Here is a 19,564-nt window from a genome sequence, read left to right as displayed (position 1 = left end):
CGGCCATCCAGTACATCAGGCCGAAGATCCCGAAGATCGCATTCGGCCGTCCCCTCGACGAGGAGATCGACCGTGACACACGAGGTACGCGCCGTCGTCGCCCGGAAGAAGGGCGCACCGGTCTCGGTGGAGACCATCCTGGTGCCGGACCCCGGCCCCGGTGAGGCGCTGGTGCGGGTGCAGTCCTGCGGCGTCTGCCACACCGACCTGCACTACCGCGAGGGCGGGATCAACGACGAGTTCCCCTTCCTGCTCGGCCACGAGGCGGCCGGTGTCGTCGAGGCGGTCGGCGAGGGCGTCACCGATGTCGCGCCCGGCGACTTCGTCATCCTCAACCGGCGTGCCGTCTGCGGCACTTGCCGGGCCTGCAGCAAGGGCAAGCCGTGGTACTGCTTCGCCACCCACAACGCCACGCAGCCGATGACCCTCGCCGACGGCACCCCGCTGTCCCCGGCCCTCGGCATCGGCGCCTTCGCCGAGAAGACCCTGGTCGCCGCCGGCCAGTGCACCAAGGTCGACTCGACGGCCTCGCCCGCCGCGGCCGGCCTGCTCGGCTGCGGGGTGATGGCCGGGTTCGGTGCCGCGGTCAACACGGGCGGCGTGGGGCGCGGTGACTCGATCGCGGTGATCGGCTGCGGGGGCGTGGGCATGGCCGCGATCGCGGGCGCCCAGGTGGCCGGCGCCTCCCGGATCATCGCCGTGGACGTCGACGAGCGGAAACTGAAGTGGGCCGAGCGGTTCGGCGCCACCGACACCGTCGACGCCTCCCGGACCGACGCCGTCGCGGCGATCCGTGAGCTGACCGGCGGCCACGGCGCCGACGTCGTCGTGGACGCGGTCGGCCGCCCCGAGACCTTCCAACAGGCCTTCTACGCCCGCGACCTGGCCGGTACCGCCGTCCTGGTCGGCGTCCCCATCCCGGATCTGACCCTCGACCTGCCCCTGCTGGACGTCTTCGGCCGCGGCGGGGCGCTGAAGTCCTCCTGGTACGGCGACTGCCTGCCCTCCCGGGACTTCCCCGCCCTGATCGGCCTCTACCTCCAGGGCCGCTTCGACCTCGGCGAGTTCGTCACCGAGACGATCACCCTGGACGACGTGGAGGCCGCGTTCGCCACGATGCACCACGGCGACGTCCTGCGCTCGGTGGTGATCCTGTGACCGCACGCATCGAACGCCTCGTCACCTCCGGCACCTTCGAACCGGACGGCAACGACGACGGCGCGCCGATCCTGCTCGGCGAGATCCTCACCGACCTGGCACCCGCCGGCACCACCGACCACCCCATCGCCCTGTTCGACCCGCGCCACGTACGCGTCCGACCTTTCCGCACGTCCGACATTTTCCGAAGGTGACACGATGACCCTCACGAACCTGCCGCCCAGTCTGATCCCCACGCTGTCCGGCGAGTACTACACCGCCCCCGAGGTCTTCGCCCGGGAGCAGGAGCGGGTCTTCGAGGCCATGTGGTTCTGTGTGACCCGCGCCGCCGAACTGGACAAGCCCGGCGCCTTCCGCACCTGTCAGGTGGGCCGCGAGAGCGTGCTGATCTCCCGGTCGCGGGACGGCTCGGTCAAGGGGTTCCTCAACATCTGCCGGCACCGCGGCGCCAAGCTCTGCACCGAGGAGTCCGGCGAGGTCAAGCGCGCCTTCCAATGTCCGTACCACGCCTGGACCTACGGCTTGGACGGCAGGCTGGTCGCGGCCCCCAACCTGACGTCGATGCCGGACATCGACCGCACGGAGTACGGCCTGATCAACGTCCATGTGCGGGAGTGGCTCGGCTATGTGTGGGTGTGCCTGGCCGACACCCCGCCGTCCTTCGAGGCGGACGTGCAGGGCGCGGTCGTCGAACGCCTCGGCGACGTCGAGTCGATCGAGCGCTACGGCATCGAGGATCTGAAGGTGGGCCGCCGTATCACGTACGACGTGAAGTCCAACTGGAAGCTCATCATCGAGAACTTCATGGAGTGCTACCACTGCGCCACCATCCACCCCGAACTCACCGAGGTGCTGCCGGAGTTCGCGGACGGTTACGCGGCCCAGTACTACGTCGGCCACGGCGCCGAGTTCGGTGAGGAGGTCCAGGGCTTCACCGTCGACGGCTCCGAGGGCCTCGACCGCATCCCGGGCGTCGCGGAGGACCAGGACCGCCGCTACTACGCCATCACCGTCCGGCCGCAGGTGTTCATCAACCTCGTCCCCGACCACGTGATCTTCCACCGCATGTACCCGATGGCACCCGACCGCACGGTCGTCGAGTGCGACTGGCTGTATCTGCCGCACGTCGTGGAGAGCGGCAAGGACGTGGAGCGTTCGGTGGAGCTGTTCCACCGGGTCAACCAGCAGGACTTCGACGCCTGCGAGCGCACCCAGCCGGCGATGAGCTCGAGGGCGTACGCCCAGGGCGGTGTGCTGGTGCCCAGTGAGCACCACATCGGCGAGTTCCACACCTGGCTGCAGAACAAGCTCGAGGTGCGGCCCCCGCACTGACCCAGCCCCCGGTACCGCCCGCCCACCTGCTGTTGCGGCCCCTCCGGCAGGTGGGCGGGCCACGGGGTTTGTGTTGCGCTTAGTGCAACCCTGTGCGTGATCGGGAACCGATATGTGGCTCCTCCCTTGACACCCCTGTATTCCATCGAAACCATGTTGCGCATAGCGATTGTCGTTGTGCCATATGAGACATCCCGTCTGGAGCCGGCATGAGGAGCATCACCGTCGTCGGAGCGTCGCTGGCAGGCCTGAGCACGGTCCGCGCACTGCGCGCAGAGGGTTACGACGGCGAGATCGTCGTCGTGGGGGAGGAGCGCCACACTCCCTACGACCGCCCGCCGCTGTCCAAGGACTTCCTCAAGGGCGCAGTCGACGCCGACGCCCTCGCGCTCGGCGACGCGGACGAGTACGAGGTCCTGGACGCGCAGTGGCTGCTCGGCGAGCGCGCCGTGCGGCTCGACCCCGTCACCCGCACCGTCACCCTGGCCGGAGGGCGGCATGTGCGCACCGACGGCATGGTCATCGCGACCGGCGCCAGTCCGCGCACCCTCCCGGGCGCCGACGGGCTGGCGGGCGTCCACACCCTGCGCACCCTGGAGGACGCCCAGGCCCTGCGCGCCGAACTGCTCGACGGCCTGCCGCGGGTCGTCGTCATCGGCGCCGGGTTCATCGGCGCCGAGGTGGCCTCCACCGCACACCGGCTCGGACTCCACGTCACCGTCGTCGAGGCGCTCCCTGTGCCGCTGGAGCGTCAACTCGGGCGCGCGATGGGGCTGGTGGTCTCCTCGCTCCACACCGATCACGGGGTCCGGCTGCTGTGCGGAACCGGCGTGGCGGAACTGATCGGCGAGGGCCGGGTCACGGGCGTACGGCTGGCGGACGGGCGGGTGCTGCCCGCCGACATCGTCGTGGCCGGCGTGGGCGTGCGGCCCAACACCGACTGGCTCGCCGGCTCCGGTGTGCAGCTGGACGACGGCGTGGTGTGCGACTCCGGCTGCGCGACCGGCGTACCGGGCGTGGTCGCCGTCGGTGACGTCGCCCGCTGCCCCCACCCGTTCACCGGACGGCACGCCCGCATCGAACACTGGAGCAACGCCACCGAGCAGGCGAAGACCGCCGCCCGCACGCTGCTGACCGGTGTCCCGGCGGAGGCCCCGCTCACCCCGCCGTACTTCTGGTCCGACCAGTACCAGGTACGCATCCAAGTCGCCGGACACGTCGCTCCCGGCGCCGAGCCCGAGATCGTCGAGGGCGACATCGACAGCCGCACCTTCACGGCCGTCTACCGGCGCGAGGGCGCCCCCGTCGCCGTGCTCTCCCTCAACCAGCCCAAGTTCTTCAACCGGCTCCGCCGCACCCTCGTCCCCGCCGTCACGGCCGTCGTGTCATGAGCTCCGCGCCCCACCTCTCCCCGGAGTCCGCAGCGGAGACCGCCCCGGGCATTCCGCGGCACCTGCGCTACACCTGGGACCACGAGTGGCTGGTCGTGCACGAGGGCAACGCCACCGTCGGCATCACCGCGTTCGCGGCGAAGGCCCTCGGCGATGTCGTCCACCTCCGGCTGCCCGACGTCGGGACCTGGGTCGAGGCAGGGGAGAGCTGCGGGCAGATCGCGTCACGGACCGCCGTCAGCGGCCTGTACGCCCCCGCCTCGGGCCGGGTCCTGGAAGTCAACCCCGCCCTGGCCGACGACCCCGGCGTCGTCAACGCCGCCCCCTACACCGGCGGTTGGCTGTTCCGGCTGCGGGTCGAGAACATCGCCGGCGCGCTGACCCCCGATGCCTATGCCGCCCACTGCGCCCACACCCAAGGAGACCGCCGATGACCTTGTTCACCCAGCCCCTGCGCGAACTCGACCCGGAGGTGGCCGCCGCCGTCGACGCCGAGCTGGAGCGCCAGCAGTCCACCCTGGAGATGATCGCCTCCGAGAACTTCGCGCCGCTCGCGGTGATGGAGGCGCAGGGTTCGGTGCTGACGAACAAGTACGCCGAGGGTTACCCGGGCCGCCGCTACTACGGCGGCTGTGAGCACGTCGACGTCGCCGAGCAGATCGCCATCGACCGGATCAAGGAGCTGTTCGGCGCCGAGTACGCCAATGTGCAGCCCCACTCCGGCGCCTCGGCCAACCAGGCGGCCCTGTTCGCGCTGGCCCAGCCCGGCGACACCATCCTGGGCCTGGACCTGGCGCACGGCGGCCACCTCACCCACGGCATGCGGCTGAACTTCTCCGGCAAGCAGTTCAACGTGGTCGCGTACCACGTGGACGACGCCGGTCTGGTCGACATGGCCGAGGTCGAGCGGCTGGCGAAGGAGCACCGCCCGAAGGTGATCATCGCGGGGTGGTCGGCGTACCCGCGGCAGCTGGACTTCGCGGAGTTCCGGCGGATCGCGGACGAGGTCGAGGCGTACCTGTGGGTGGACATGGCGCACTTCGCCGGTCTGGTCGCGGCGGGGCTGCACCCGAACCCGGTCGAGTACGCGGACGTGGTCACCTCCACGACGCACAAGACCCTCGGCGGGCCGCGCGGCGGCATCATCCTCGCTCGCAGCACGGACTTCGCGAAGAAGCTGAACTCCTCGGTCTTCCCGGGCTTCCAGGGCGGGCCGCTGGAGCACGTGATCGCGGCCAAGGCGGTGTCCTTCAAGGTGGCGGCGTCGGAGGAGTTCAGGGAGCGCCAGCGGCGTACGGTCGAGGGCGCGAAGCTCCTCGCCGAGCGGCTCACCGCGCCCGACGCCCGTGAGGCCGGGGTGAACGTGCTCTCCGGCGGCACCGACGTGCACCTGCTCCTGGTCGACCTGCGCGACTCCGAGCTGGACGGGCAGCAGGCCGAGGACCGTCTCCACGAGGTCGGCATCACGGTCAACCGCAACGCCGTCCCCAACGACCCGCGCCCGCCGATGGTGACGTCCGGTCTGCGCATCGGCACCCCGGCCCTGGCCACCCGCGGCTTCCGGGCCGAGGACTTCGCCGAGGTCGCCGACGTCATCGCCGAGGCGCTGAAGCCGTCGTACGACGCGGAGGCGCTCAAGGCCCGGGTGAAGGCCCTGGCCGACAAGCACCCGCTGTACCCCGGCCTGTAACCGACAACCTCCCGCAGGGGCGTGCCGTGACTCTTCGGCGCGCCCCGCCCATCCCCCCGGAGTATGGCGTGGCAATCAGCGTCTTCGACCTGTTCTCCATCGGCATCGGCCCGTCCAGCTCGCACACCGTCGGCCCGATGCGCGCCGCCGGGATGTTCGTGGCCAGGCTGAAGCAGGACGGTGTGCTCGCCCAGACCGCCGCGGTACGGGCGGAGCTCTTCGGCTCCCTCGGTGCCACCGGCCACGGCCACGGCACCCCCAAGGCGGTGCTGCTCGGCCTGGAGGGCAACGAGCCGCACACGGTCGACGTCGCGCAGGCCGACCTGGACGTCGAGCGGATCCTCGGCACCGGACGCATCCGCCTCCTCGGTGCCGAGATCGGCCCGGCCCACGAGATCGGCTTCGACATCTCGACGCAGCTGGTCCTGCACCGCCGACGCTCGCTGCCGTACCACGCCAACGGCATGATCCTCTTCGCCTACGACGCCGACGGTGTGCCGCTGCTGGAGAAGACGTACTACTCGGTGGGCGGCGGCTTCGTCGTGGACGAGGACGCGGTCGGCGCGGACCGGATCAAGCCCGACGACACGGTGCTGACCCATCCGTTCCGCACGGGCGACGAGTTGCTGCGGCTCTCCCGGGAGACCGGCCTGTCGATCTCCGCGCTGATGCTGGAGAACGAGAAGGCCTGGCGCACCGAGGAGGAGATCCGCGCGGGACTGCTGGAGATCTGGCGGGTCATGCAGGCCTGCGTCTCCCGGGGCCTGGGTCGCGAGGGCATCCTTCCCGGTGGCCTGAAGGTCCGCCGTCGGGCCGCGGCGGCGGCCCGGGCCCTGCGCAGCGAGGGGGACCGGGCGGGCCGTGCGATGGAGTGGGTGACCCTCTACGCGATGGCGGTGAACGAGGAGAACGCGGCGGGCGGCCGGGTCGTCACCGCTCCGACGAACGGCGCGGCGGGCATCATCCCCGCAGTTCTGCACTACTACCTCGACCTCGTGCCCGGCGCCGACGAGGACGGAATCGTCCGCTTCCTGCTCGCCGCCGGGGCGATCGGCATGCTCTTCAAGGAGAACGCGTCCATCTCCGGCGCCGAGGTCGGCTGCCAGGGCGAGGTCGGCTCCGCCTGCTCCATGGCCGCCGGAGGGCTCGCCGAGGTCCTCGGCGGCAGCCCCGAACAGGTTGAGAACGCCGCCGAGATCGGCATGGAACACAACCTCGGCCTCACCTGCGACCCGGTCGGCGGCCTGGTCCAGATCCCGTGCATCGAACGCAACGGCATGGCCGCGGTGAAGGCCGTCACGGCCGCCCGCATGGCCCTGCGCGGCGACGGCCGCCACCACGTCTCCCTCGACAAGGTCATCAAGACCATGAAGGAGACCGGCGCCGACATGAAGGTCAAGTACAAGGAGACCGCGCGCGGCGGTCTCGCCGTCAACGTCATCGAGTGCTGAGCAGGGGAAAGCGACACGGCATGGGACGAGTCACCGAGCGCCGGCGCGTGCTGCGGATCCGGGACGGTGCGGTGAACGCGCGCCCGGACACGCTGGTCGCGGAGGAGCCACTGGAGATCCGGCTGGGCGGCAAGCCGCTGGCCATCACCATGCGCACGCCCGGGGACGACTTCGCGCTCGCCGCCGGGTTCCTGGTGAGCGAGGGCGTCGTGGGCCGGGCCGAGGAGGTGGCCAACATCGTGTACTGCGCCGGAGCCACCCAGGACGGCTCCAACACGTACAACGTCGTCGACGTGCGACTCGCCCCCGGCGTACCGCTGCCCGACATCACGCTCGAGCGGAACGTGTACACCACGTCGTCGTGCGGTCTGTGCGGCAAGGCAAGCCTGGACGCCGTACGGACCACCGCACGCTGGCCGATCGCCGACACGCCCCCGGTCCGGGTCGCCCCCGACCTGCTGGCGGTCCTGCCCGACCGGCTGCGGGCCGCGCAGCGGGTGTTCGACCGGACCGGTGGCCTGCACGCCGCCGGACTGTTCTCGCCGGAGGGTGAACTGCTGGACCTGCGGGAGGACGTCGGCCGGCACAACGCCGTGGACAAGCTCATCGGGCGGGCACTGCGCTCCGGCCGGCTGCCGCTGTCCCGGAGCATTCTGCTGGTGTCCGGGCGGGCGTCCTTCGAGCTGGCACAGAAGGCGGTCATGGCCGGCATCCCGGTGCTGGCCGCGGTCTCGGCACCGTCCTCCCTCGCCGTGGACCTGGCGGCGGAGACCGGGCTCACCCTCGTCGGCTTCCTGCGCGGCGGCTCCATGAACGTGTACGCGGGGGAGCGGCGCCTCGACCTGCGAGCCGGGGCGACGACCGGAGCCACCACGTGACCCGGCCCGACGGACTCCGGCACAGCCACACCCACGGCAACACCCTTGTCGGCCCACCCTGCTTGCGGCCACCCGACGCCCACCCCCGCCCCCGCCGCGTCGCGATGCTCAGCGTGCACACCTCACCGCTGCACCAGCCCGGTACCGGCGACGCCGGGGGGATGAACGTCTACGTCGTCGAGCTCGCCAAGCGCCTCCCCGTCCTCGGCATCGAGGTGGAGATCTTCACCCGCGCCACCTCCGCGGCGCTCCCGCCCAGCGTCGAACTCGCGCCCGGCGTCCTGGTACGGCATGTGGCCGCCGGCCCCTACGAGGGCCTGGCCAAGGAGGACCTGCCCGCCCAGTTGTGCGCCTTCGCGCACGGTGTGACGCAGGCCTGGGCCGGCCGGCAGCCCGGCCACTACGACCTGGTCCACTCCCACTACTGGCTCTCCGGCCACGTCGGCCGCCTCGCCGCCGAGCGCTGGGGCGTCCCGCTCGTCCACGCCATGCACACCATGGCCAAGGTCAAGAACGCCTCTCTCGCCGAGGGCGACACCCCCGAGCCCGCGGCTCGCGTGTCCGGCGAGACCCAAGTCGTATGCGCCGCCGACCGGTTGATCGCCAACACGGAGAGGGAGGCGGAGGAACTCCTGCGGCATTACGACGCCGACGCTGGCCGGGTCGCCGTCGTCCACCCCGGAGTCGACCTGGAGCGCTTCCGCCCCGGCGCCCGTGGTGTCCGGGCCGCGGCCCGCTCCCGCCTCGGCCTGCCGCAGGACGCGTTGATCCCGCTGTTCGTGGGCCGCATTCAGCCGTTGAAGGCGCCGGACGTTCTGCTGCGCGCGGTGGCCCGGCTGCTGGCGGAGCGGCCACGGCTGCGTGAACGGCTCGTGGTGCCGGTCGTGGGCGGACCCAGCGGCACCGGCCTGGCCGAGCCCGAAGGGCTGCAGAAACTGGCGGCCTGCCTCGGCATATCCGATGTCGTGCTGTTCCGGCCGCCGGTCGGCCAGGACCGGCTCGCCGACTGGTACCGGGCGGCGTCCGTCCTGGTCATGCCGTCCCACAGCGAGTCCTTCGGCCTGGTGGCCGTCGAGGCACAGGCCTGCGGCACGCCGGTGATCGCCGCCGAGGTCGGAGGCCTGCCGGTGGCCGTACGGGACGGAGTGAGCGGCGTCCTCGTACCCGGGCACGATCCGGCGGACTACGCGCGCGTGCTGGACGGCTTCGCCGCCGACCCGGCCCGCTCCGCCCGGATGGGCGAGGCCGCGGTCCAACACGCCCGGTCGTTCGGCTGGGCCAGGGCGGCAGCGGCCACGGCGGACGTGTACGCGGAGGCCCTGCTGCGTCGAGGCGACGGTTTCCGCGCAGTGCGCAGGGGGTGAGGGGCAACTCCGCCGGCCCCCGCTCCGGTAGTCCGGGCCCGAACTCCTGTCCGGCCGGGCCGCCGCGCTGTACCGTTCGGGCAGTCCGCACGGCAGGGGGTGGCGATGCCCGGGTACGACAGACGCCTCGCGCGCGTGAGTGGGCCGTACGACCATGGATGACCAGCGAACTCCCGGCAGACCCGAGGGCCGCCACGGTGACCGGAAAGCGGGTCGGATGGCTGCGCCGGGCGGCCCGTCCGCCTACGCTCGCTCCGTGCTGCGCATCATCGACGCCCGAACCGGCGAACCCGTCGACGCCGCCCCCGCCCGCCGCGGCCTGACCCGGATCGAGGCGCATACGGAGGGCTTCGACGTCACCGCCCTGCGGATCCTGCTGGTCGCCGATCTCCTCGTCCGCGCCCTGGAACTCGGGGGCACGCCGGTCTGGGCGCTGCTCGACGAGGAGCGGCAGCAGGCGGAGCTCCGGGCGGGCGCCGCGGCGCTGGGCATCCGGCCCTTCGAGGACGGGCAGGACGCCGCGTCGGGGCTGGGCGAGGCACAGGTCCTCCATGTCGTGCGCGAGCGCGGCGCGGAACCCGACGGGGTGCGGGTCGCCGTCGCGCCCGTGCACGCGGAGGCGCCCCCCGAGGAGGCCGACCCCGCCGCCCTGCGCCTAGTGCTGCTCTCCCACCGCAGAAGCGAGCCCGTACGACTCGACTCGGCCGCCCTCGCCGACGCCCACGACACCCTCGTACGCTGGCGCGGCGCCGTCGCCTCGTGGGCACAGCGGCCGTCGCGCCCCATCCCCGACGAGGTCCGGGCAGAGCTGCGCACCGCCTGGGAGGACGACCTCGACGTGCCCGGCGTCCTGAGGGTGCTGCGCTCGGTGGAGAGCGCGCCGGACCTGCCGGACGGCGCCCGCTTCGAGACGTACGCCTACGCCGACCGCCTCCTCGGCCTCGACCTCACCCGCGACCTGGGAACCCCGGCATGAGCGCCCGCCTCGGGGCCGGCCCGCTGCGCCGGCTGGTCGTTCTCAGGCACGCCAAGTCCGCCTGGCCGGACGGCGTCGCCGACCACGAACGCCCGCTCGCCCCGCGCGGCCGCCGGGACGCCCCCGTCGCGGGCCGGATGCTCGCCGACGCCGACTGTCTGCCGGACCTCGCGCTGTGCTCGACGGCGGCACGCGCGCGTGAGACCTGGGAACTGGCGTCCGCCCAGTGGGGCACACCGCCGCCGGTGCGCCACGAGCCGCGGCTGTACGCGGCGGACGTGCCGGACCTGCTGGCGGTCGCGCACGAGGTCTCCCCCGAGGTCGGGACACTGCTCCTGGTCGGGCACAACCCCGGCCTGGAGGAGCTCGTCCTCGAACTCGCCGGAGAAGGCCTCGACGACACACTGGACGAGGTCCGGACGAAGTTCCCCACCTCCGCGATCGCCGTACTGGCCTGGCACGGCACCACCTGGCGGGCCCTCGCGCCCGGCACGGCCCTGCTGACGGATGTCATGGTGGCGCGGGGCAAGAAGAAGTGAGCGCCTCCCGCGCGGGCGGCCGCGGACGCTGCGCATAGGCTGGCCCGATGCAGGACGAGTACCGCACAGTCGCCCACGCGGGCGTCCACGAGACCGAGGTCAACCGCTCACGCTTCATCTGTGCGCTCGCCCCGGCCGCCACCGAGCAGGAGGCGCAGGACTTCATCGCCGCCGTCCGCAAGCAGCACGCGGACGCCACGCACAACTGCTGGGCCTACGTCATCGGCGCCGACGCCGCGATCCAGAAGGCCAGCGACGACGGGGAGCCGGGCGGCACGGCAGGCGTCCCCATGCTCCAGATGCTGCTGCGCCGCGACATGCGCTACGTCGTCGCCGTCGTCACCCGTTACTTCGGCGGCGTCAAGCTCGGCGCGGGCGGCCTCATCCGCGCCTACGGAGGCGCCGTGGGCGAGGCACTGGACGCGCTCGGCACACTCACGCGGCGCCGCTTCCGGCTGGTCACGGTCACCGTCGACCACCAGCGCGCCGGCAAGGTCCAGAACGACCTGAGGTCGACCGGGCGCGAGGTGCGGGACGTGCGGTACGCCGAGGCGGTCACGATCGAGGTCGGCCTCCCGGACGCCGACGTGGAGGCGTTCCGGGCATGGCTCGCGGACGTGACGGCCGGGACGGCCGGGTTCGAGCTCGGGGGAGAGGCGTACGGGGACGCGTGACGGGCGGGGTGACGTGACGGGCTGGGTGAAATGTCCGTAACGCACGTCTGGCGAGCCTGCCATGACGGGGCGATACGGGAGTAACCGCCCGTGGTGTCGGACCCGGCCGTTAGTCTCGGGGATCATGCGACTGCTGCACACTTCCGACTGGCATCTCGGCCGGGCGTTCCACCGGGCCAACATGCTCGGTGCCCAGGCCGAGTTCATCGGCCACCTCGTCATGACCGTGCGCGAGCGCGGAGTGGACGCCGTGGTCGTGTCGGGAGACGTGTACGACCGCGCGGTGCCGCCGCTCGCCGCGGTCGAGCTGTTCGACGACGCGTTGCACCGGCTCGCCGACCTCGGTGTGCCGACGGTGATGATCTCCGGGAACCACGACTCGGCCCGGCGACTGGGCGTGGGCGCCGGGCTGATCGGCCGTGCGGGCATCCATCTGCGGACCGCGCCCTCGGCCTGCGGGACACCGGTCGTGCTGGAGGACGCCTTCGGGGAGGTCGCCTTCTACGGCCTGCCGTATCTCGAACCGGCCCTGGTGAGGGACGAGTTCGCCGTCGAGAAGCCCGGCCACGAGGCCGTGCTGGCCGCCGCCATGGACCGGGTGCGCGCCGACCTCGCCACGCGCGCGCGTGGCACGCGCTCCGTCGTCCTCGCGCACGCCTTCGTCACCGGCGGTGAGGCCAGCGACAGCGAGCGGGACATCACCGTCGGAGGGGTGGCGTCCGTGCCCGCCGGGGTCTTCGACGGCGTGGACTACGCGGCACTGGGTCACCTGCACGGCTGTCAGACCATCACCGAGCGCGTCCGCTACTCGGGCTCGCCCCTGCCGTACTCCTTCTCGGAGGCCCACCACCGCAAGACCATGTGGCTCGTCGACCTGGACGCCGACGGCACGGTCACCGCCGAGCGCGTCGACTGCCCGGTGCCCCGCGCGCTGGCCCGGATCCGGGGGACGCTGGAGGAACTGCTCGCCGATCCCGCTCTCGCGCGGCACGAGGAGGCGTGGGTCGAGGCGACGCTCACGGACGCGGTACGCCCCGCGGATCCCATGGCCCGCCTCGCCGAGCGCTTCCCGCACACGCTCAGCCTCGTCTTCGATCCCGAGCGGGCTCCGGACGATCCCGACGTCTCCTATGCGCAGCGGCTCGCGGGCAGAAGCGATCAGGAGATCGCGGAGGACTTCGTGGCCCATGTGCGGGGCGCCGGGCCGGACGAACACGAACAGGGCGTGCTGCGGGACGCGTTCGACGCGGTGCGGGCCGACGAGGCCGTACGGGAGGTGGCGCGGTGAGGCTCCATCGCCTCGACGTGACGGCCTTCGGGCCCTTCGGCGGCGCGCAGACCGTCGACTTCGACGCGCTCTCGGCGGCCGGGCTCTTCCTGCTGCACGGACCCACCGGCGCCGGCAAGACGTCAGTCCTGGACGCCGTCTGCTACGCGCTGTACGGCTCCGTGCCGGGCGCCCGGCAGAGCGGCCAGGGCGGCATGAACCTGCGCAGCGACCACGCCGCCTCCGGCACCCGCACGGAGGTCCGCCTCGAACTCACCGTCGCCGGACGCCGCTTGGAGGTCACCCGGCAACCGCCGTGGGAGCGCCCGAAGAAGCGCGGCTCCGGTACGACCCTCGACAAGGCACAGAGCCGGCTGCGCGAGTACGACCCGCAGGCCGCCGCATGGAAGGATCTCAGCCGCTCGCACCAGGAGATCGGCGAGGAGATCACCCAGCTGCTCGGCATGAGCCGCGAGCAGTTCTGTCAGGTCGTCCTGCTGCCCCAGGGCGACTTCGCCCGCTTCCTGCGCGCCGACGCCGAGGCCCGCGGCAAGCTGCTGGGCCGCCTCTTCGACACCCAGCGCTTCGCCGAGGTCGAAAGGCGCCTGGCCGAGCGCCGACGGGCGGCCGAGGCCCAGGTCCGGGACGGCGACGCCGCGCTGCTGGCCGACGCGCACAGGATGCAGCAGGCGGCGGGCGACGCCATGCAGCTGCCCGACCTCGCACCGGGCGAGCCCGGCCTGGCCGAGGCCGTCCTCGGCGCCGCCGCCGTCGCCCGCAGCGCCGCCCGCGAACAGCTGACCGTCGCCCACTGCCGCCTCCTGGCCGCCGAATCCGCCCAGGCCGCCGCCGAACGCGCATTGGCCGACGTACGCGAAGTGGCCCGGCTGCAGCGGCGGTTCGCCGAGGCGCGGGAGCGGGCCGCGCTGCTGGAGTCACGCGCGGACGCCTACCGTGAGGCCCAGGCCCGCATGGAGCGGGCCCGTAAGGCCGAGACGGTCGCACCGGCCCTGGAACTGCGAGAGGCCGCCGACGCCGAACACCGGCGGGCGGCGGCCGCCGAGGCACGCGCGCGTGCCGAACTGCGGGAAGCCTCCGCCGACACCGACTCGGGGATCGAAATCGGCGGCGGTTCGGCGTCCCCAAGGGGCGCGGGGAACTGCGCGACCAGCCACGACGGCGCGGCAGACGACCGACGGCATATCACGGCGCTCCCCGCAGAGCGCCTCGCCGCCGCGGCGCGCCGGGCCGCCGAGGAACTGGGCGGACTGGAGTCCGCCCGCCGCGCCGAGCTGCGCCTGGCCACCCTCGTGGACGAGCGCGACGAGCTTGACCGTCAGGAGCGCGCCGACGAGGACCTGCTGCAGGAGGCCGAGGACTGGCTGGCCGGGTGGGAGCAGAGCCGCTCCGCACTCCAGAGCCGTATCGACACCGCCCAGGAGGCCGCGACGCGTGCCGAGCAACTCGCCGTACAGCGCGAGCCCGCCCGGCAGCGGCTCGATGCCGCGCGGCTGCGCGACCAGCTGGCCGGCGACACCGAAGCGGCCGCCGAGCAGGCCCGCCTCGCACAGGAGCAGGTGCTGCGGGCCAAGGCGCACTGGCTCGACGTCAGGGAACAGCGTCTGAACGGCATCGCCGCCGAACTGGCCGCCCAGCTGAAGGACGGCGAGCCCTGCGCGGTCTGCGGCGCCACCGACCATCCCGCCCCCGCCCGCAAGTACGCCGGGCACGTGGACCGGGAGGCGGAGGAGCGCGCGCTGGCCGCCTACCAGCAGGCGGAGGAACGGCACACCGAGGTCGAAGGGCGTCTGGGGGTCGTCCGGGAAGCGCTGGCCGCGGCCACCGCCGAGGCCGGAGACTCCCCGACCCGGCAACTCGCCGCGCAGCGCGACGAGTTGGAGCGCCTCTACACGCAGGCCCGCCGGGACGGGTCCCTCCTGCACGCGGCGCAGGAGGAGCTGCGCCGCGCCGAGGCGGAGTACGAGCGGCGGTCCGCGGACCGACAGCAGGCGGCCGTCAGATCCGCCTCCCGGGTGGGTCACCGCGAGCGGCTGGACCGCGAGAAGAGCAGCCTGGAAGCGGAGCTGGCGCAGGCCCGCGGAACCGCCGACAGCGTGGCCGCGCGCGCCGCCCAGCTGGAGCGGCAGGTCGCCCTGCTCACCGAGGCCGCCGACACCGCGCGCACCGCCGAGGACACCGCCCAGCGACTCAAGGACGCCGACGCCCGCCTGGCCGACGCCGCCTTCCGCGCGGGCTTCGACACCCCGCAGGCCGCTGCCGCCGCCCTCCTCGACGACGCCGCGCACCGCGAGCTCCAACGACGGCTCGACGCCTGGCAGTCCGAGGAGGCAGCCGTACGCGCCGTCCTCGCCGAGGCCGACACCGCGGCCGCAGCCCAGCAGGCGCCGGCCGATGTGATGTCCGCGGAGCGGTCGGCGGCCACGGCGGCCCAGCGGGCCCGCGATGCCGCTTCCGCGCGCGACGCGGCCGCCCGCCGCTGCACCGAACTCGACCGGCTGTCCGCCCGAGCGGCCACCGCCGTACGCCAACTCGGCCCCCGGCGCGAGGAGTACGACCGCGTGGCCCGCTTGGCCGCACTCGCCGCCGGCACCTCGGCGGACAACGAACGCAAGATGCGCCTGGAGTCCTACGTCCTGGCGGCCCGCCTCGAACAGGTCGCCGCCGCCGCGACGGTACGGCTGCAGCGCATGTCGTCCGGCCGCTACACCCTGGTCCACTCCGACGACCGGGCCGGGCGCGGCCGCAGCGGACTCGGGCTGCACGTGGTCGACGCCTGGACCGGGCGGGAACGGGACACGGCGACGCTGTCCGGCGGCGAGACGTTCTTCGCCTCGCTCGCCCTCGCCCTCGGCCTCGCGGACGTCGTCACCGACGAGGCCGGCGGCGTCCGCCTCGACACCCTCTTCATCGACGAGGGCTTCGGCAGCCTCGACGACCAGACCCTCGACGAGGTCCTCGACGTCCTCGACTCTCTGCGCGAGCGGGACCGCAGCGTCGGGATCGTCAGCCATGTCGCCGATCTGCGGCGGCGGATCCATGCGCAGCTGGAGGTGGTGAAGGGGAGGTCGGGGTCGGTGCTGCGGCAACGGGGCGTCGACGGCTGGCGGTAGCGGAAGGTGCCGGTGGTGACTTCCGCCACCGGCACCGTGAACAGCCGGTTCCTGCCCGGGGTGTGTGCCGCCGACGCCCGGGCAGGGTCCGACCGGAGCGGACGTGGGGCGGTGCTCAGGACGTCAGAAGGGCGCTGGTCTTCGCACGGATCGCCGAGTTGAGGGCCTTGCGCTTGGCGAGCTCCGGACCGTGCTCGCTGATCAGCGTGCGCTGGACCTCGGCCTCGGCGTCGTGCCACACGGACACGAGGTCGGTGCTGTTCTTGCAGGCGGTGTCCGCGACCGCGACCTTCTTCTCCTCGGCGCCGGCGGTGTCTCCGGTGAAGGAAGGGTCGTTGTTCGCATCGATCGGGGACTTGTACGTGAGACCCTTCGCGACCATGCATGACGACCAGCGGGCGAACACAGCTGTGACCCTCTGGTCCTTGAGGGACTGCTCGTAGGACTGGCCGTTCAGTTCCTCGACCAGCGTGTCGTCGAGGTAGAGGTCGCTCTGCCCGCCGGTGAGCTTGTCGAGAGCCTGCCCGTAGCAGCCGTCCTCCGGAATCGCTTCACCGGTCTCGGTGGTGCGGACCTTCTTCTGCCCGCCGTCGGTGCCCTGGGGAGAGACGCCGTCGAGCGCGGCTTCCTCCTCCGCGGTGAACTTCGGCTCTTCGCCGCCGATCACGGCACCACGGGCGCCCTTCCCGAAGTCGGGCCGGTAGCCGTTGCGTTCGGCCTCCTGCTGGTTGTAGGTGCCGTAGCGGACGTCCTCATGGGCTTCGATCTGGTCCGCAGTTCCCCTGGAGGGCAGGAAATCGAAGGAGGTGAAGCCGATGTCCTTCATGCAGGACGTGGTGAGCTTCCACAGGGCCTGCTGGCTTCTTTCGTAGTCAGCGGGACTGAGCTGATAGGCCTCCAGAGGCAGGGTCATCTCGGCCACCATCCGGGCGGGAGCTGCCTGAACGCGTTCGCCGGCCTTGTTCGCCGGGGAGGAATTCGTGTCCTGGCCGGAACACGCGGAGAGCGTCAGCGCTCCCACGGCAAGGGCGACTATCGGCACTGTCTTGGTCACACGCATGGGCGGAGGGTTCCTTCCCGGGTTCAGTGGCCGCCGCCGCCCTCGTGGCGGGGGTACCAATTCGTCGAGGAATTCTTGTTCTTCAGCGCGGAGGTGAGGTTCTTGCGGCCCTGCGGCTTCAGCGAGTTGAAGGGGCCCTTCCACCAGCGGTCGCGATGGACGCAGAACGCGGTGTTGCGGGTGCGGGAGTCCCAGGACGCCGCGTTGTCCTCGACTTTCTGCCCTGCGCCGGGGCCGGAGCCGGGCTTGAAGACCTGCGCGTCGAGGTTCTGGCCGCCGTTGTAGATCGGGGCGACGGCTCCCTGCTGGTTGGAGCTGAAGTAGAAGCACGCCTGCCGGTCGTTGCAGCGCCTGGTCGGAGCAGCATCGGCCGAGGAGGTCACGGCGAGGGATGCGGCGATGACCCCAACAGCCATCAGGGGAATGGACACACGTCTGGACACAAAGGCTCCTGTGTGTTCGAAGGAAAGTGGAAAAACGTCGCGCGTCGATTACATGGGGGCAGCGAAAAGGGCAGCGAGGACTATGCCGGCAATGCCCGGCAGCAGCAGATCGCGCACGACGCGGTTCCCCCCTCGAACGACGCGTTCGGGAGGAGGTCAGCAGAAAGACGCGCCCCCTGACGCGTAAGACAAGCGGTAGGGCGGATGGTTGGTCAGTCCCATTCGCCTACCGCGCAGTCACTCTAGTCACAGTGTGAACATGCGGGTCAAGGGAAAACTTGGCGGCCATATCGGCCATGTCTTGAAAGCGAGTTACCGCATCGCCGGATCCGGAATGCCCGGATCGGCCTTCAGGCCCAGGAGTTGCCTGTGGGGTGCCTGTGATGCGGAGGGGGAGGCTGGGCAGGGGATGTCGGCGCGCGTGGCTCGATTGCGACGTCACCGGCCCAGCGGTCGGCGGGGCAGCGGCGACGAGTAGACGACACTCGTCGTCACCGAGCCCAGTGCGCCGATCTTGCCGGACACCTCCTCCAGGTGCCGCATCGAACGGGCCGCGACCTTGATGACGAAGCAGTCGTCGCCGGTGACGTGGTGGGCCTCCAGGATCTCGGGCGTGGCGGCGACCAGGTCATGGAAGGGCTTGTAGTTGCCGTTGGGGTACCGAAGGCGCACGAAGGCCAGGATCGGCAGCCCCAGCCGCTCGGGGTCGACGACCGCCGCGTACCCCTGGATGACGCCCGCCTCCTCCAGTCGCCGCACCCGTTCCGTGACCGCGCTCGCGGACATGGACACGGCACGGGCCAGCTCGGCGAAGCTGGCGCGGCCCTCGCGCTGGAGGACATCGAGGATGCGCCAGTCGGTGGCGTCCGGGGAAAACGCGGTCATGAGCGAGGAATAGCAGGGGATTCCCCGGCGGATCAAGAGCAGCGCCGGGGATCGCCTCTTCAGGAAGTGGATCACCGACCATAGATTTCTGGTCATGACGACTACCGCAGCCACCACCGCCAACCCCGTCCTCCGTGTCGCCCCCGCCGCCCCGGCCGACGCCGCCGCCTACTTCCGGGCGAGCCTCGCCTTCCACGCGGACGTCTCCGACGTCGCCGCGGCCCTCGCATCAGGCGGCGACCCCGGGTTCGTCGTCGTGGACTCCCGGTCCACCGAGTCCTGGGACCAGGGCCACATCCCGGGCGCGATCCACCTCCCCACCGCCCTCATCCCCGAGCAGGCCGAGCAGCTCCTCGACAAGTCCGTGCCCGTCGTGACGTACTGCTGGGGCCCGGGCTGCAACGGGGCCACCCGTGCCGCACTCGCCCTCGCCGAACTCGGCTACCAGGTCAAGGAGATGCTCGGTGGCTTCGAGTACTGGGCCCGCGAGGGCTTCGAGTTCGAGACCTGGCAGGGCCGCGAGAGCCGCCCCGCGGACCCGCTGACCGCGCCGGTGGACGCGGAGAACTGCGGGTGCTGAGGTGGGAGTCCGCCACGGTGACTGGGTGAGGCCTGTGGGCGTGTAGGTTCTGCTGCCATGGTGCGATACGCGGAACCGGGCGCGGTGGACTGGGTGGAGTCGGGCGGCGGCCCGCTGATAGCGGTACCGGAGACGGTGCTGCCGTTCTGGGCGGGCGCCGACGGCGACGAGACGGCGTCCGACTACGACCGGGCCTGCGAGGTCGACGGGTCCGTCGGGCTCCTGCCCGTGGGGGACAGCGCGGCGCTGGTCTTCGGTGACGAGCCCGCGTCCACCTCGTACCTGCCCGACCACGGTGTCTTCGTACGGTGGTGCGCGGCCGACTCCGAGGAGGAACTGCTGGCCCGGGTTCCGGCGGCCCTCGCCACGGCGGACTGGGGACAGGAGGTGCGCTGGAAGGTGCCCGGCACGGTGGTCCTGTTCGACTCGGCCTGGCCGGGCCGGGAGACGGAACGGACCGAGCATCTGAGGGTCGCCCTGGAGCCGGGGCCGTACGCGGTCCGCGCCGCCCATGTGCAGCCCGGCCCGGAAACCTGGCTGGCGCTGGTCGAGCTGCGACGGCTGCCGCACTGAATCTGCGGGTTTGCGTCGATGGTCGGTCGGCGTGGTGGGTTTGCGTCGACGGTCAGTGGACGTGATGGGCACGCTCCGACGGTCAGTGGACGTGATGGGCACGCTCCGACGGTCAGTGGACGTGATGGGCACGCTCCGACGGTCAGTGGACGTGATGGGCACGCTCCGACGG

The 19,564-nt window shown here is 72.1% G+C and carries 19 protein-coding genes; 16 read left to right on the top strand and 3 right to left on the bottom strand.

The window, feature by feature from the left end:
* Window positions 1-72: 72 nt before the first annotated feature.
* From ACIBU0_RS29450 to ACIBU0_RS29385, 14 genes are all read left to right on the top strand, one after another.
* On the top strand, window positions 73-1,158 hold the full coding sequence (locus tag ACIBU0_RS29450) for an S-(hydroxymethyl)mycothiol dehydrogenase (protein WP_398824406.1): 1,086 nt from the start codon (window positions 73-75) through the stop codon (window positions 1,156-1,158).
* Window positions 1,155-1,352 carry a hypothetical protein gene (locus ACIBU0_RS29445; protein ID WP_398824404.1) on the top strand — a complete coding sequence of 66 codons (198 nt, stop codon included), beginning with the start codon at window positions 1,155-1,157 and terminating at the stop codon, window positions 1,350-1,352. Before ACIBU0_RS29450 ends, ACIBU0_RS29445 begins: the two co-directional genes overlap by 4 nt.
* A gap of 4 nt (window positions 1,353-1,356) precedes the next feature.
* Window positions 1,357-2,490 (top strand): aromatic ring-hydroxylating dioxygenase subunit alpha, encoded by a 1,134-nt coding sequence (locus ACIBU0_RS29440; RefSeq protein ID WP_398824402.1) that lies wholly within the window; start codon window positions 1,357-1,359, stop codon window positions 2,488-2,490.
* A 209-nt stretch (window positions 2,491-2,699) separates the two neighbouring features.
* Complete coding sequence (locus ACIBU0_RS29435) at window positions 2,700-3,881, top strand: NAD(P)/FAD-dependent oxidoreductase (protein WP_398824400.1); 1,182 nt, start codon at window positions 2,700-2,702, stop codon at window positions 3,879-3,881.
* Window positions 3,878-4,315, top strand: a complete 438-nt coding sequence (gene gcvH, locus ACIBU0_RS29430; RefSeq protein ID WP_398824398.1) for a glycine cleavage system protein GcvH — start codon at window positions 3,878-3,880, stop codon at window positions 4,313-4,315. Before ACIBU0_RS29435 ends, gcvH begins: the two co-directional genes overlap by 4 nt.
* The gene (glyA, locus tag ACIBU0_RS29425; protein WP_398824396.1) at window positions 4,312-5,571 is read left to right on the top strand and encodes a serine hydroxymethyltransferase; all 1,260 of its coding nucleotides are present in this window, start codon (window positions 4,312-4,314) and stop codon (window positions 5,569-5,571) included. The genes gcvH and glyA overlap by 4 nt, the downstream gene beginning before the upstream one ends.
* A gap of 68 nt (window positions 5,572-5,639) precedes the next feature.
* The gene (locus ACIBU0_RS29420) at window positions 5,640-7,022 is read left to right on the top strand and encodes an L-serine ammonia-lyase (RefSeq protein ID WP_398824393.1); all 1,383 of its coding nucleotides are present in this window, start codon (window positions 5,640-5,642) and stop codon (window positions 7,020-7,022) included.
* Between the two features lie 20 nt (window positions 7,023-7,042).
* On the top strand, window positions 7,043-7,900 hold the full coding sequence (gene fdhD / locus ACIBU0_RS29415; protein ID WP_398824391.1) for a formate dehydrogenase accessory sulfurtransferase FdhD: 858 nt from the start codon (window positions 7,043-7,045) through the stop codon (window positions 7,898-7,900).
* The gene (mshA, locus tag ACIBU0_RS29410) at window positions 7,897-9,264 is read left to right on the top strand and encodes a D-inositol-3-phosphate glycosyltransferase (RefSeq protein WP_398824389.1); all 1,368 of its coding nucleotides are present in this window, start codon (window positions 7,897-7,899) and stop codon (window positions 9,262-9,264) included. The genes fdhD and mshA overlap by 4 nt, the downstream gene beginning before the upstream one ends.
* Before the next feature lie 217 nt (window positions 9,265-9,481).
* Window positions 9,482-10,240: a hypothetical protein gene (locus tag ACIBU0_RS29405; protein ID WP_398824387.1), complete on the top strand. Its 759-nt coding sequence runs from the start codon at window positions 9,482-9,484 to the stop codon at window positions 10,238-10,240.
* Window positions 10,237-10,779 (top strand): SixA phosphatase family protein, encoded by a 543-nt coding sequence (locus tag ACIBU0_RS29400; protein ID WP_398824385.1) that lies wholly within the window; start codon window positions 10,237-10,239, stop codon window positions 10,777-10,779. Before ACIBU0_RS29405 ends, ACIBU0_RS29400 begins: the two co-directional genes overlap by 4 nt.
* Window positions 10,780-10,826: 47 nt before the next feature.
* Window positions 10,827-11,453, top strand: coding sequence for a YigZ family protein (locus ACIBU0_RS29395; protein WP_398824383.1), 627 nt, complete (start codon window positions 10,827-10,829; stop codon window positions 11,451-11,453).
* A gap of 124 nt (window positions 11,454-11,577) precedes the next feature.
* Window positions 11,578-12,741, top strand: a complete 1,164-nt coding sequence (locus ACIBU0_RS29390; RefSeq protein WP_398824381.1) for an exonuclease SbcCD subunit D — start codon at window positions 11,578-11,580, stop codon at window positions 12,739-12,741.
* Window positions 12,738-15,851, top strand: a complete 3,114-nt coding sequence (locus tag ACIBU0_RS29385; protein ID WP_398824379.1) for an AAA family ATPase — start codon at window positions 12,738-12,740, stop codon at window positions 15,849-15,851. Before ACIBU0_RS29390 ends, ACIBU0_RS29385 begins: the two co-directional genes overlap by 4 nt.
* Window positions 15,852-15,966: 115 nt before the next feature.
* Here the strand turns inward: ACIBU0_RS29385 and ACIBU0_RS29380 are convergent, their stop codons facing one another.
* From ACIBU0_RS29380 to ACIBU0_RS29370, 3 genes are all read right to left on the bottom strand, one after another.
* Window positions 15,967-16,911, bottom strand: a complete 945-nt coding sequence (locus ACIBU0_RS29380; RefSeq protein ID WP_398824377.1) for a hypothetical protein — start codon at window positions 16,909-16,911, stop codon at window positions 15,967-15,969.
* Between the two features lie 23 nt (window positions 16,912-16,934).
* Complete coding sequence (locus ACIBU0_RS29375; RefSeq protein WP_398824375.1) at window positions 16,935-17,327, bottom strand: hypothetical protein; 393 nt, start codon at window positions 17,325-17,327, stop codon at window positions 16,935-16,937.
* Between the two features lie 465 nt (window positions 17,328-17,792).
* Window positions 17,793-18,239 carry an Lrp/AsnC family transcriptional regulator gene (locus tag ACIBU0_RS29370; protein ID WP_398824373.1) on the bottom strand — a complete coding sequence of 149 codons (447 nt, stop codon included), beginning with the start codon at window positions 18,237-18,239 and terminating at the stop codon, window positions 17,793-17,795.
* Between the two features lie 94 nt (window positions 18,240-18,333).
* Here ACIBU0_RS29370 and ACIBU0_RS29365 point away from each other — a divergent pair, with 94 nt between their 5' ends.
* Together ACIBU0_RS29365 and ACIBU0_RS29360 are read left to right on the top strand one after the other, a co-directional pair.
* Entirely contained in the window at window positions 18,334-18,819 is a 486-nt protein-coding gene (locus tag ACIBU0_RS29365; protein WP_398824371.1) for a rhodanese-like domain-containing protein, read from the top strand.
* 57 nt (window positions 18,820-18,876) lie between these two features.
* The gene (locus tag ACIBU0_RS29360; protein WP_398824369.1) at window positions 18,877-19,392 is read left to right on the top strand and encodes an immunity 21 family protein; all 516 of its coding nucleotides are present in this window, start codon (window positions 18,877-18,879) and stop codon (window positions 19,390-19,392) included.
* Window positions 19,393-19,564 lie beyond the last annotated feature (172 nt).

The sequence above is a fragment of the Streptomyces sp. NPDC049627 genome, assembly GCF_044465645.1.
Taxonomy (GTDB): Bacteria; Actinomycetota; Actinomycetes; order Streptomycetales; family Streptomycetaceae; genus Streptomyces.
This window is presented reverse-complemented; position numbering and strand designations above follow the sequence as displayed.